This window comes from Nocardia sp. NPDC004260, from assembly GCF_053603155.1.
Map to the genome: position 1 here is coordinate 1 of NZ_JBSGEZ010000122.1, position 12,069 is coordinate 12,069.

15 protein-coding genes are annotated in these 12,069 nt (G+C 68.3%); 14 read left to right on the forward strand and 1 reads right to left on the reverse strand.

Going from position 1 to position 12,069, the window contains the following annotated elements:
- Nucleotides 1-451 precede the first annotated feature (451 nt).
- From ACWEO7_RS36035 to rraA, 9 genes are all read left to right on the forward strand, one after another.
- Nucleotides 452-1,096, forward strand: a complete 645-nt coding sequence (locus ACWEO7_RS36035; protein WP_450026030.1) for a DUF6474 family protein — start codon at nt 452-454, stop codon at nt 1,094-1,096.
- A gap of 14 nt (nt 1,097-1,110) precedes the next feature.
- On the forward strand, nt 1,111-1,647 hold the full coding sequence (locus ACWEO7_RS36040) for a hypothetical protein (protein WP_452429925.1): 537 nt from the start codon (nt 1,111-1,113) through the stop codon (nt 1,645-1,647).
- A gap of 39 nt (nt 1,648-1,686) precedes the next feature.
- The gene (locus ACWEO7_RS36045) at nt 1,687-2,343 is read left to right on the forward strand and encodes a YcnI family copper-binding membrane protein (protein WP_452429927.1); all 657 of its coding nucleotides are present in this window, start codon (nt 1,687-1,689) and stop codon (nt 2,341-2,343) included.
- On the forward strand, nt 2,340-2,879 hold the full coding sequence (locus ACWEO7_RS36050; RefSeq protein WP_452429929.1) for a copper resistance CopC family protein: 540 nt from the start codon (nt 2,340-2,342) through the stop codon (nt 2,877-2,879). Before ACWEO7_RS36045 ends, ACWEO7_RS36050 begins: the two co-directional genes overlap by 4 nt.
- A gap of 50 nt (nt 2,880-2,929) precedes the next feature.
- Nucleotides 2,930-3,838: a CopD family protein gene (locus ACWEO7_RS36055; protein WP_452429942.1), complete on the forward strand. Its 909-nt coding sequence runs from the start codon at nt 2,930-2,932 to the stop codon at nt 3,836-3,838.
- 102 nt (nt 3,839-3,940) lie between these two features.
- Nucleotides 3,941-4,396 (forward strand): SRPBCC family protein, encoded by a 456-nt coding sequence (locus ACWEO7_RS36060; RefSeq protein WP_452429931.1) that lies wholly within the window; start codon nt 3,941-3,943, stop codon nt 4,394-4,396.
- Nucleotides 4,397-4,563: 167 nt separating this feature from the next.
- Entirely contained in the window at nt 4,564-4,938 is a 375-nt protein-coding gene (locus ACWEO7_RS36065) for a DUF5313 family protein (protein WP_355073318.1), read from the forward strand.
- A 50-nt stretch (nt 4,939-4,988) separates the two neighbouring features.
- Nucleotides 4,989-5,354 (forward strand): DUF5313 family protein, encoded by a 366-nt coding sequence (locus ACWEO7_RS36070; protein ID WP_452429932.1) that lies wholly within the window; start codon nt 4,989-4,991, stop codon nt 5,352-5,354.
- Between the two features lie 141 nt (nt 5,355-5,495).
- A complete protein-coding gene (gene rraA / locus ACWEO7_RS36075; RefSeq protein WP_452429934.1) occupies nt 5,496-5,984 on the forward strand; it encodes a ribonuclease E activity regulator RraA in 489 nt (162 codons plus the stop codon).
- Nucleotides 5,985-6,036: 52 nt separating this feature from the next.
- Here rraA and ACWEO7_RS36080 read toward each other — a convergent pair whose 3' ends face one another.
- Nucleotides 6,037-6,255: an RNA-binding S4 domain-containing protein gene (locus ACWEO7_RS36080; RefSeq protein WP_039794186.1), complete on the reverse strand. Its 219-nt coding sequence runs from the start codon at nt 6,253-6,255 to the stop codon at nt 6,037-6,039.
- A gap of 302 nt (nt 6,256-6,557) precedes the next feature.
- Between ACWEO7_RS36080 and lysX the strand changes: the two genes are divergently transcribed.
- The 5 genes from lysX (at nt 6,558) to ACWEO7_RS36105 (ending at nt 11,936) form a co-directional block, all read left to right on the forward strand.
- Nucleotides 6,558-9,884 (forward strand): bifunctional lysylphosphatidylglycerol synthetase/lysine--tRNA ligase LysX, encoded by a 3,327-nt coding sequence (lysX, locus tag ACWEO7_RS36085; protein WP_452429936.1) that lies wholly within the window; start codon nt 6,558-6,560, stop codon nt 9,882-9,884.
- A gap of 100 nt (nt 9,885-9,984) precedes the next feature.
- Nucleotides 9,985-10,197 carry a hypothetical protein gene (locus tag ACWEO7_RS36090; RefSeq protein WP_355073325.1) on the forward strand — a complete coding sequence of 71 codons (213 nt, stop codon included), beginning with the start codon at nt 9,985-9,987 and terminating at the stop codon, nt 10,195-10,197.
- 139 nt (nt 10,198-10,336) lie between these two features.
- Entirely contained in the window at nt 10,337-10,951 is a 615-nt protein-coding gene (locus ACWEO7_RS36095; protein ID WP_450026010.1) for a histidine phosphatase family protein, read from the forward strand.
- Nucleotides 10,952-11,070: 119 nt separating this feature from the next.
- On the forward strand, nt 11,071-11,364 hold the full coding sequence (locus ACWEO7_RS36100; protein WP_452429938.1) for a hypothetical protein: 294 nt from the start codon (nt 11,071-11,073) through the stop codon (nt 11,362-11,364).
- Between the two features lie 218 nt (nt 11,365-11,582).
- Nucleotides 11,583-11,936, forward strand: coding sequence for a hypothetical protein (locus ACWEO7_RS36105; RefSeq protein ID WP_452429940.1), 354 nt, complete (start codon nt 11,583-11,585; stop codon nt 11,934-11,936).
- The last annotated feature ends 133 nt before the right edge of the window (nt 11,937-12,069 follow it).

The following is a 12,069-nucleotide window of genomic DNA, read 5'->3' on the forward strand; positions in this document are numbered from 1 at the left end:
CGCGCTGGGCGCGTCCGGGGGTTGCGGCGCGCTGGGCGCGTCCGGGGGTTGCGGCGCGCTGGGCGCGTCCGGGGGTTGCGGCGCGCTGGGCGCGTAGGGCGGTGACCCGCACATACGCGGTGCTCACATTGGCGATCGCGTCGACTCCACTGCCGACAACACCACTTCACTTCGAACCACGGAGCGCGCCGCTCGGTACGGACGATGTTCCAGGCGGTGGTGCGGCGTGGCCGCTCGACGTCGACCAGCACGGCACCGGATGGAGAAAGGAAGCCTTGCCGACCAGTCGCTCGGCTGGGATGGGAATTGCGGGCGCCGAGCGCGCGGGCCGCACTACCCTCGCAGCTGACGGCGTGGACCGGATAGGGTAACGGCAAAGCGTGTGACATGGGCGGACGGGCTTCCCCGGCGTCGTACTGCCATGGCGAACCAGCATGACGGAGGGCCTTCGATGGGGTTGTTCACGAAGCGCAAGCGGCGGCCGAGCCGCAGGGCCGAGGCGAAAGCCCTCAAGCACAAGGCCGTGATGGAGGCCAAGCTCGTCGCGAAGAACGACCGCAAAGCGCGCCGGGCCGAGGCCCGCACCCAGCGCAAGGTCGCCAAGGCGCAGATCGCGACGTTCCAGGCGGAGGAGAAGGCCGCGCTGAAAGTGGCGGCCAAGGCCGAACGCGATCCGTTCAGCGCCGGTCAGGTGAAGAAATACCTCGGGGTGGCCCGTGTGCTCATCCCGGTGCTCGCTCCGCTCGCCTACCGCGGCGCGACCTTCCTGCGCGGACAGCTCGACACCCGCCGCGCCCAGCAGCTCGGCGTCGGCATCGACCAGCTCGGCGACTTCACCGGACACGGCGCGAAGCTGCAGGCGCGGATCACGAATGCCGAAGCGGCGCTGACGAAGATCGGCTCGCAGAACGGCAAGGACAAGGGCGAGGCACAGAAGTTCGTCGCCGCCACCAAGGACCGCCTCGGCAGCCTGACGGCCGCCGTGCACACCTCCGACCAGATGCCCGCCAATCGCCGCCGTTCCGTGCACGCGTCGATCTCCCACGAGCTGTCCGGGATCGAGTCGGACATCCTGGCCCGGCTCGGCGTGCGCTGAGTTTCCTCGTCCCGATGTCTCCGCACCCGATCACCGGCCACCTGCGTGGCGGCCTGGTCGGCGTGCTGGTCGGCGTGCTCGCCGTCGCCGCACACGGTGCGGCGGGTGGCGGCGCGCCGGGCTCCACCGAGCTGACGCTGCTGTTGCTGATCGCCGCCGGAGTCGGCTCGGCCGCGGGAACTACGCGAGCGTGCCTGCGCCCGGCCGTCGTGGCCGGGCTGCTCGGCGCGGGCCAGCTGCTGAGCCATGCCGCGCTGTCGGTGCTGGTCGACCACGACCATTCCGGAACCACGCACGCCACAACGATTTCCCCGCTGCCGACCGGATGGATGCTGCTCGCGCACACCGTCGCGACGGTCGGTTGCGCGGCACTGATCATCCTCGCCGAGCGGCTTTTCGCCGCCGCCTCCGGTGCACTGCGCGTGATTTTCGCTCCGCCCGGGCGGATGCGAATCGCCGGCACGCCGCTCTGGGCTGATCCCGGCCTCCCGCCCTATCGCTGTGCTCCGCTGGGTGCGCTCGGTCCTCGCGCCCCGCCGGTGTCGGTCTGATCCTCCGACACCCATTCCTCTCGCACAGGAGACCCCAGCATGCCCAGCTCGATTTCGCGCGCCGTCACGACGACGGTCGCCACAACGGCACTCGTTCTGCTCGCGGGCGGCGCCGCCGCGGCACACGTCACGGTGGACGCGCCCGGCGCGACGCAAGGCGGCTACGCCATCGCCACCTTCCGGGTGCCCACCGAATCGGACACCGCCAGCACCACCGCGCTCACCGTCACCCTGCCCAACCTGAAATCCGCTCGGAACGAGCCGATTCCCGGATGGTCGGCCAAGGTCGAACGCAACGACAAGAAGGAGATCACCGCGATCACCTGGACCGCCGATCCCGGCGCGCCGGGCATCCCACCCGGACAGTTCCAGCGTTTCGCGCTGTCCGTCGGTCCACTGCCCGCCCTGGACTCGGTGAGCTTCCCCGCCAAGCAGACCTATTCCGACGGCAAGGTGGTCAGCTGGGATCAACCGGTCCAGAAGAACGGCGACGAACCGGAACATCCGGCCCCGTCGATCACCCTGGCCGCCGCGAAAGACCACGCGGACGGGCACGCGGTGAGCAGCGAAGCCGAAGACGAAGACGACGACCACGAGGACCAGACGGCCCGCTGGCTCGGCGGGATCGGTCTGGCCCTGGGCTTGCTCGGTGTCGCGCTCGGCGTCGGCAGCGTGATCCGCGGGCGGCGCGCATGAGCCGCCGCCTCCTCGTCGCCCTCGTGGCGGGACTGTTTCTGCTCGGGTTCGGCATCGCCGCAACGGGAGTCGCCGCCGCGCACTCCGCCGCGACCGGCAGCGTCCCGGAGGACAACGCGACCGTAGACGCGGGCCCGGACCGCGCCGGCGTCACGTTCAACGAGGAACTCCAGCCCAGCTTCCCGTCGCTCACCGTCGTCGGACCGGACGGCAATCTGTGGTCCAAGGGTGATCCGGTGGTCGAGGGCAAGACGGTCAGCGTCGCCGTAGGCGAGCTGGGCCCGGTCGGCGAATACACCATCGCCTATCGGGTGACCTCGGCCGACGGCCACCCGGTCAGCGGCAAACGGCACTTCACCCTGGGCAAGCCGGGCAACGGCACGCCGGGGCCGAAGCCGAACGCGAAGGCGAACGACAGCTCGGACGGCTCGGACGGGATCCCGCTGTGGGTGTTCGTGGTCGGCGCGGTCGTGTTGTTCGGCGGCGGACTCGCATTCGCCTTGTTCGGCGGCAGGAGCCGCGACCAGAAGCGGTGAGCGACGTGAAGACCGGCGGCCGGGACGGCGCTCGGCGCGCCCCCGGCCGGATGCCATGGCCCGCGGTATTGCTGACCTTCCCGGCCGGGCTGCTGGGCGTCGTACTCGCCTGGGTCCTGATCCTTCCTGGACCGCTGCCCGGGGAGGCCGTGGTTCGGGTGGTCGCCGACGGTGTCGGGGCCACCGCGCTCGGGTTGGCCGCGCTGCCCAGAGTGGCGCCGCGCTCGCGGACACCGTGGCGGCTGCTCGCGGTGGTCGCCGGGATCTGGGCGGTGGCCGAATTCGCCGTGCTGGTCTTCGAGGCCGCGGAGGTGGTCGACGTTCCGGTGAGCCGACTCGGCGCCGGAGAGTTCGGCACCTACCTGGTCGACGTCAGCGGCGGGCAAATCGGGATCGCGATCCTGGTCGGCGTCGCGACGGTGGCCGGTGGATCGGCGCTGGCCTTCCGGCGGCCCGAGTCCGCCTCCGCCGATCTGGTGCTGGTGTTCGCGGCGGTCGCGCTGGCGTTGCGGCCGATCACCGGGCACATGTCGCAACAGGCGTTCGGGTCGGTTCTCGCCGCGGTGCACGCGTTGGCGGCGGGCGCCTGGTTCGGGTTGCTGGTCGCGCTGGCGCTGGTCGTGCGGACCCGGGGCGAGTGGGCGGCCGTGCTGCCCAGGTATTCGGCGGTGGCGTTGCCCCTGGTGGCGGTCGTGGCGGTGACGGGACTGCTCAACGGGCTGATCCGGGTCGGTGGGGTGGCTCCGTTCGTCAGCACCGGTTACGGCCGGATTCTGCTCGCCAAGACCGTGGTGCTGCTCGGCTTGCTCGCACTCGGCTGGTGGTGGCGGCGCAGTTGGGTGCCGAAGGCGGCCGACCACCGGATGGACGCGAAGGACTCGCTGCGCCGCGCGGTAGCCGAGGTGGTCGTGATGGCGCTCGCCTTCGGCCTCGCCGCGACCCTCGCGGTAACAGCCTGAGCCGCGGCTCCGCGTCCCGGTTATGCGTACCTTCCGCCTTCGCTCCGGCCATGCGCCGGCTGAGGACGGACCGCATCCGACCGCACCCGTTAAGGTCTGCGCATGACCGAAGTGAAGATCGTCGAGGATTGCGTGGCCTCGGCGGAGTCCGCGTTCGCCTACGTGAACGACTACCGGAACCTGTCGCGGTTCCTGCACGGTATCCAGTCCTTCACCCCGGTCGGCGAGCAGACCGAAGGCGTCGGCGCCACCTTCGACGGGCACATGAAGCTGGGGCCCGCCTCGCTGAAGTCGCGGATCCGAGTGATCCGCTGGGAGAGGGACTTCGCCATCGGCGTCGAGTCCATCAAGGGTTTCGACGTCGAATCCACCTTCTTGTTCCACGCCAAGGGCGCCAGGTTGTGCATGGTCGACGCGATCGTGGACTTCCGGGTACCCGGCGGCTTGGCGGGACGGGCCCTCGGCAAGACCATCGAGCCCTTCGTCAAGATCGCCGTGCAGCACACCACCCACAACCTCGTCACCCAGATAGCGGCGTTTCACGCGCGCTCTGTCTGATTTGCCGCGACTTCGTCGCGGCGTGTTCGCGGCCCATGCTCGGTCTCGCTTCGCTCGAAACCGGGGGTTGAGCTGAGCTGAGCGCGGGAGGCGGTAACTGCACCACGCGCGTTCGGGGTGCGGCTCGGGCTGTCACAGACCGAGGCTCGGGCTGTCATGCTGGAGGGGTGAGTGCTACACCCTCGGTCGGACAGCGGATCGGTTATATCTTCGGCCGGACCCTGCCGGAATCGATGTCCGATTGGGTGCGGGAGGACTTGGTCGGGCCGGGCGCTACGCGGCGTTACCTGCTGCGGTTTCTGGTGCCGGTGCTTCCGGTGCTCATGCTGTTCCTGTTGCTGCCCGGTCCCCTGTGGATGGGTCTGGCGATGATGGCGCTGCTGTACATCCCGCTGATCTACTTCACCGTGGCGCTGCTGTACGTCTACCGGCGCCATCGGCTGATCAAGCACGGTCTCGACCCCGCGCTCGCGGATGCCGACGCCCGCCGCAGGGGCGAGCGTGAGCGGCTGGAGTACGAGCGCCGACACGGACGTGGATGACCCGCATCGAGACCTGGCGGTGCCACATATCACAGGCATAGCCTGGAGGCATGAAAACCCCCACGTTCACGCAGCGGATCGCCTACGATCTCGGCCGCGAGCTCCCCGAGGAGCTGCACGAGTGGGTTACCCACGACCTCGTCGGACACGGGGCCATGGAACGCTATCTCGTCCGCTTCATCGGGCCGATCATCCCGTTCTTCGCCCTGGTGCTGCTGTTCCCCGGCCCGATGCCGCTGAAGATCGGCTTGATCGTGATAATGATCGTTCCGCTGATCGTCTTCACGGTCGCGCTGAGTTACGTCTGGCGCCGCTTCCGCTTGGTCCAGCACGGCCTGGACCCCGACCTGGTCGACCATGGAAAGTGCACCGAACACGACCGCGACCTGTACGAACTGCGCTACGGCCACAGATAACGCCGCCGCCCCCGAGAAGTAACGCGCCGATCGACCACGCGCGAGGACAGCCGACGCCCATCGACCGAAGCCTGACGCGCGGACGCGAGCCATAGGGGGGCCGCAAACACACAGCGCCGCAGGCGCTGGAAAATGAACACCATGACGGAATCGCAGAGTGTAATCGCCACCGCTGACCTGGCCGACGAGATCGGCCCGGAGATCCGCAGCTGCGACACGCAGTTCATCCAGTTCGGCGGGCGGGCGGCGTTCTCCGGACGCATCACCACGATCCGTTGCTTCCAGGACAATCTGCTGGTCAAGCAGACGCTCGGCGAGCCGGGCGAGGGCAAGGTGCTGGTGGTGGACGGCGGTGCGAGCGTGCACACGGCGCTGGTCGGCGACATCATCGCCGGGCGCGGCGTGGAGAACGGCTGGGCGGGCGTCATCGTCAACGGCGCCGTTCGCGACTCCGCCATCCTGCGCACCCTTGGCATCGGCATCAAGGCGCTGGGCACCAACCCACGCAAGAGCACCCAGACCGGTAGCGGCGACCGCGACGTGCCGGTCGAGTTCGGCGGGGTCACTTTCGTCCCCGGTGACATGCTCTACAGCGACCACGACGGCATCGTGGTACGCGCGGAGGATTGAGCCGGTGCGGCGGCGCGCCCGAATCCGCCCGTTCGCCGCGACGCGGCGGCGATCAGGCGGACACGATCGCCTTGTGACCGGCGAGCGCGACCACATCACCGATGTGCAGTTGCCGCCCGCGCCGCAGTTCCACCTCGTCGTTCACCCGCACCAATCCGGCGGCGATCACCGTCTTCGCCTCCGAACCCGAATCGATCAGGTTGGCCAGCTTCAGAAACTGGCCGAGCCGAATAACGTCGTCATCGATCGGTACTTCGACTGGTTCCGACATGGGGTAAATACTTACTACCCCATCCGAACTCGCCGAACACCGCCCCAGGTCCCCAGCGATCTCCGGGCAACCTATGCCGCACTCCCGCTCCGCGCAGAAATCGGAACGTCTCTACCGTATGCAACGAATTCACACCGATTTGGCCGTCCGCTCGCCCAAGTCAGCGCGGAATCACAAAAGTTCGTCGTCGAGCCTTATCGGCGGCGAACACGCCGCGCTCGAGTCCGGACCGAACGAACACCGCACAAACACGCGCGCCGCAGGCTTGGCAAATCCGACACACTAACGTACACACTGGTTCCGTGACCTCCACGCAAGCCCAGCAACACCTCGACACCGCACCACCGGCGGTGGATAAACCGACTCCGCCGGTTCCACACCGTGGTCATGGCCGACTTTCGGAAGTGCCGCATATCGCGGGGTTGACGCTCGGTATATTCGCGGCGCTGTGCTTCCTGTGGAGCCTCTCGCCCGCGCTGCGTTTCCTGACCCAGGTGCCGCGCCGCTATATCGATACCTATTACTTCGACGCGCCGGATACGAACCTGATGTGGGCGCTGGTGGTCGGATTGACGGCCGGCGCGATCACCAGCCGCAAACGGATCGCCTGGTGGTTGCTGATCGGCTATCTCGCGATCTACACGGTGGTCAACGCCATGGCCTTCGCCGAGCGCGGCAGTATTCACGCGCTGGTGGCGATGGTGGTGCACCTGGCCGTGATCGGCGTGCTCGTCGCGGCATGGCCGGAGTTCTACACCAAGGTGCGCCGCGGCGCCGGGTGGAAAGCGCTCGGCGTGCTGGTCGGTGGATTGGCGATCGGCGCGCTGCTGGGCTGGGGACTCGTGGAATTGTTCCCCGGCAGTCTTCCGCCGGGCCTGCAGCGGCCGGGGTGGGCGGTCTACCGGGTGACCGCGGCGGTGCTGGCGGACAACGAGCACTTCGACGGACATCCGCGACCGTTCGTCAACTTCCTGCTCGGCCTGTTCGGCGCTGTCGCGCTGCTGGCGGCGGTGGTCATCCTGCTGCGCTCGCAGCGGGCGGCGAACGCGATGACCGGCACCGACGAGTCGGCGCTGCGCGGACTGCTGGAGCGCTCGGACGTGGAGGATTCGCTCGGCTACTTCGCCACCCGCCGGGACAAGGGGGTGGTGTTCGCGCCGAGCGGCAAGGCGGCGGTGACCTATCGGGTGGAACTGGGTGTCTCCCTGGCCAGTGGTGACCCGATCGGCATCCGCGAGGCATGGCCGCAGGCCATCGATGCCTGGCTGCGGGAGGCCGATCAGTTCGGTTGGGCACCCGCGGTGATGGGCGCGAGCGAAGTCGGGGCGACGGCGTACCGGCGCGCGGGTCTCTCCGCGCTGCGCCTCGGCGACGAAGCCATTCTGGATACCAGGAACTTCTCGCTGGCCGGACCCGAGATGAAGCCGGTGCGTCAGGCCGCCAACCGGCTGCGCAAGCACGGTGTCGTGGTCCGCATCCGCAGGCATCGCGATATCCCCGCCGAGGAGTTCCGCAGGATCATCGCCCGCGCCGATGCCTGGCGCGACACCGAGACCGAGCGCGGGTTCTCCATGGCGCTGGGCAGGCTGGGCGATGCGCTGGACGGCGACTGCTTGCTGGTCGAGGCCGTCAATCCGCAGGAGCGGGTGCTCGGCATGCTGTCGCTGGTGCCGTGGGGCCGCACCGGCGTCTCGCTGGAGCTGATGCGCCGCGACCCCGGGGGTCCCAACGGCGTGATGGAGCTGATGATCTCGCAGCTCGCGCTGCATTCCGAGCTGTACGGCATCACCAAGGTGTCGCTGAACTTCGCGGTGTTCCGCTCGGTGTTCGAGGAGGGCGGCCGGATCGGGGCCGGTCCCGTGCTGCGCTTGTGGCGCGGCGTGCTGCTGTTCTTCTCCCGCTGGTGGCAGTTGGAGGCGCTGTATCGCTCGAATGTGAAGTATCAGCCGTACTGGGTGCCCCGGTTCTTCCTGTTCGAAGATCGCAGGCACCTCCCTCGCGTCGCGATGGCCAGCGCGCTGGCGGAGGGCTTCCTGCCCCGGTTCGGCAAGGAGCCGGACACCGCGATCCACACCGGCGAACATGTCGCGGTGCCCGCCACCGTGACGGGTCTGCACGCCGACGGCAGCGCGCCGGATATCCCCGAGCACGAGAGTACGGAGCAGTTGCCACGCAGGCCCGAACAGGTCCGCGTGCGCATGGACAAACTGGCGCGGCTGACGGGTTCCGGCATCGATGCCTATCCGGTCGCCTACCCGCCGACACACACCGTCGCCGATGCTCGGCGTTCCCCGCGCGGCACCACGGTCCGGGTCTGCGGCAGGTTGCTGCGCATCCGCGACTACGGCGGCGTGATCTTCGCGGTGGTCCGCGACTGGACCGATGACATCCAGCTCGTCATCGATCGCGACCGGGTCGGCGCCGACCGCAGCGCCGAGTTCGGCGAGTTCTTCGATCTGGGCGATCTGATCGAGGTGAGCGGTCAGATCGGGGCCAGCAGGCGCGGTGAGCTGTCGCTGCTCGCGGCGGACTGGCGGATGCTGGGCAAATGCCTGCACCCGCTGCCGGACAAGTGGAAAGGGCTGGCCGATCCCGAGGCCAGGGTGCGGCAGCGCTACGTCGACATGGCGATCAACACCGAGATCCGCGAGGTGCTGGCCAAACGGAGCGCGGTGATGCGCTCGTTGCGGGACTCGCTGAACTCCCTGGGTTACCTGGAAGTGGAGACGCCGATCTTGCAACAGGTGCACGGCGGCGCCAACGCCACGCCGTTCCTCACCCACATCAACGCCTACGACCTCGACCTGTACCTGCGCATCGCCCCCGAGCTGTACCTGAAGCGGCTGTGCGTCGGCGGAATGGAGAAGGTGTTCGAGATCGGGCGCACCTTCCGCAACGAGGGCGTCGACTTCAGCCACAATCCCGAGTTCACCATTCTCGAGGCCTATGAGGCGCACAGCGACTACGAGCGCATGATGCACACCTGCCGACAGCTGATCCAGAACGCCGCGATCGCCGCCAACGGCGCCATGGTGGCCCTGCGGCCCCGTGGCGACGGGACCTTCGAGGAGGTGGACATCTCCGGCGAGTGGCGGGTGCGGACGGTGCACGGCGCGGTGTCGGAGGCGATCGGTACGGAGATCACACCCGAGACCGAGGTCGAGGAGTTGCGCCAACTGTGCGAAAAGGCCGAGGTGCCCTGTCAGCACGGCTGGGACGCCGGTCAGGTGGTGCTGGAGATGTACGAGCACTTGGTCGAATCCCACACCCAGGAGCCGACTTTCTACATAAACTTCCCGACTTCGGTGTCCCCGTTGACCAGACAGCACCGCAGCATCCCGGGCGTGACCGAGCGCTGGGACCTGGTCGCCTGGGGTGTCGAACTCGGCACCGCCTACAGCGAACTCACCGATCCCGTGGAGCAGCGCCGCAGGCTCACCGAGCAGTCGCTACTCGCGGCCAACGGTGATCCCGAGGCGATGGAACTCGACGAGGACTTCTTGCAGGCGCTCGAGCACGCCATGCCGCCGACCGGCGGGCTCGGCATGGGCGTGGACCGGATCGTCATGCTGATCACCGGACGCAGCATCCGCGAGACACTGCCGTTCCCCTTGGTGAAACCACGCTGACCGAGCCTTCGTCCTGGAAGGATCCTCATCGAACGAATCGGACCGCTACCCTTGGAGATTCGGCCCCGGGAGGAGGCCGCGACACCAAAGGGGTTCCGATATGTACCTTGACCTGCTGACGAACGCGAGTCTGCTGGACCACACCGTATGGGCCAGCCCCGACACGTGGAACTCCGCGCTCGAGTTGGCCGCCAAAAAGAAGAAGAGCAGGGGCGGCGGCGGGCTGATCATCGGCGCACTCTGCTGCCTGCTGGTGGTCGCCCTGATCATCGGCGGCATCTACCTGCTGACCAAGCGCAGGAAGAACAACTAACGGCAGACACCGACGGCCCGGCTTATCGATACGACCGGGCCGTCGTCGCTGTGGTCTCAGGCGCGCTCGGATGCCAGCCGGACGAAGGGTCGATGGGGCCGGATGGAGTGGGCCAAGGGTATGCGGCAGAGTGGGGTGGGTGCAGTTGATTCTCGTTCGCCATGCCCAGCCGGTCCGGATGCTGACTTCGGGTGGGCCCGCCGATCCGGAGTTGGCCCCGGTAGGGCTGGAGCAGGCCGAGCGGGTGCCCGCGGCTCTCGGCCATCACCGGATCTCCCGGGTGGTGAGCAGCCCGCAGCGCCGGGCGCGGGAGACGGCGGCGCCGACCGCCACGAAACTGGGGCTCGGCGTCGATGTCGTCGACGACCTCGCCGAATACGATCGCGATCTACCGGCCTACATCCCCATCGAGGACGCGAAGGTCGAATTCCGCGACGCCTATGACCGGATCAAGGCCGGGCATCTTCCGGTGCAGGTGGACGGTGCGGCATTCAAGGCCAGGGTGTACGCCGCGGTCGCCGATATCGTCGCGGCCACCGATCCGGCCGACACTGTCGTCGCGTTCGCGCACGGCGGTGTGATCAACGTGCTGCTGCAAGAGGTCCTCGGGCTGGAGAGGCCGCTGACCTTCCCCATCGACTACTGCTCGATCACCCGCATCCTCTTCTCCCGCACGGGGCGCCGCACGGCCGCCACCGTCAACGAGAACGGGCACGTCTGGGACCTGTTGCCCCGCAATATCGCCTCGAGCTGAGCACTCACAGAGGATTGCCAGGCCGATCGCACCGGTGTCCCAGTCACGGAATCTGAGATAGGACACGTGAGCCGCTCCGATCAGCGAAAACTGCTACTCCACTGCGGCGTCTGGCCCGGGTGGCCATGGCCGGCGCGCTGATCGCACTCCCGCTGGCGGCCCTCGCGTCGACCGCGTCCGCCGAAACTCCCGCAGCCCCTGGCGTCGTACAGCGGGTGGACGCACCGCAGCAGGTCGCCGACCACGACCGCCCCTTCGACCGTGACGGGCGGCATGACGATCAGGGCCGTGGGCCGGACAACGGCCCCGGCCGCGGACCGAAGGATGGCCCCGACCGTGGGCCGGACGACGGCCCTCGGCAGGATGCTCCACTGCCGCAGCAGCAGTTCCTGCCACCGACCGGGTCGAGCTAGCCACCGCCGTTCGAAAGGGCTCACCTCCGAGTTCGAAGGTGGGCCCTACGTTTTGGGTGCCTGCTCAGACCATGCCCGCGATCCGCTGATCGCCACGCGGTGAGTTATTCACAGCCGATTGCCAGGCCCGTCGCACCGATGTCCCAGTGACCGAACCTTCGATAGGACCGGTGAGCCGCTGCCGAACGGCGACTCACGGTTCGAGAGAAAGGAATTCCGTGTCGCTCTCCAAAACCATTACGCCGCTGCGGCGTCTGGCCGGGGTCGCCGCGGCCGGTGCGCTGATCACCGTCCCGCTCGCGGCCCTCTCGGCGACCGCGTCCGCCGAAACCACCGCCGACCAAGCGCAGATCCAGCTAGTGGACGCCCCGCAGCAGGGCGCCGACATCGACGGCGGCCCCCGCCATTTCGAACGTTTCGAACGGCATGACGGGCCGGACAACGGGCCTCGTCTTTTCGAACATTTCGAACGGCACGACGGCCCGGACCGCGGGCCGGACAACGGCCCGTGGCGGGATGGCCCGCGGCAGAAGCACTTCTTCCGTGTGCTTCCGCCCACCGGGTCCAGCTAGACCCTCCGGCCGCATCGAAAAGGGCCCACCTCCGAGTGCGCGGGTTCTAGGAGTCGTTGCAACACCTCAGCTCGAGGGGTGTTGTGGATTTCGAGATCCGGGCGGATCGAACTCCGCAGGGACGTAAGAAGTT

Bases quoted from the DNA above. Each gene is read 5' to 3' on its own strand.
- ACWEO7_RS36035 (WP_450026030.1), top strand. From the start codon at position 452: ATGGGGTTGTTCACGAAGCGCAAGCGGCGGCCGAGCCGCAGGGCCGAG.
- ACWEO7_RS36040 (WP_452429925.1), top strand. From the start codon at position 1,111: ATGTCTCCGCACCCGATCACCGGCCACCTGCGTGGCGGCCTGGTCGGC.
- ACWEO7_RS36045 (WP_452429927.1), top strand. From the start codon at position 1,687: ATGCCCAGCTCGATTTCGCGCGCCGTCACGACGACGGTCGCCACAACG.
- ACWEO7_RS36050 (WP_452429929.1), top strand. From the start codon at position 2,340: ATGAGCCGCCGCCTCCTCGTCGCCCTCGTGGCGGGACTGTTTCTGCTC.
- ACWEO7_RS36055 (WP_452429942.1), top strand. From the start codon at position 2,930: ATGCCATGGCCCGCGGTATTGCTGACCTTCCCGGCCGGGCTGCTGGGC.
- ACWEO7_RS36060 (WP_452429931.1), top strand. From the start codon at position 3,941: ATGACCGAAGTGAAGATCGTCGAGGATTGCGTGGCCTCGGCGGAGTCC.
- ACWEO7_RS36070 (WP_452429932.1), top strand. From the start codon at position 4,989: ATGAAAACCCCCACGTTCACGCAGCGGATCGCCTACGATCTCGGCCGC.
- rraA (WP_452429934.1), top strand. From the start codon at position 5,496: ATGACGGAATCGCAGAGTGTAATCGCCACCGCTGACCTGGCCGACGAG.
- ACWEO7_RS36080 (WP_039794186.1), bottom strand. From the start codon at position 6,255: ATGTCGGAACCAGTCGAAGTACCGATCGATGACGACGTTATTCGGCTC.
- ACWEO7_RS36090 (WP_355073325.1), top strand. From the start codon at position 9,985: ATGTACCTTGACCTGCTGACGAACGCGAGTCTGCTGGACCACACCGTA.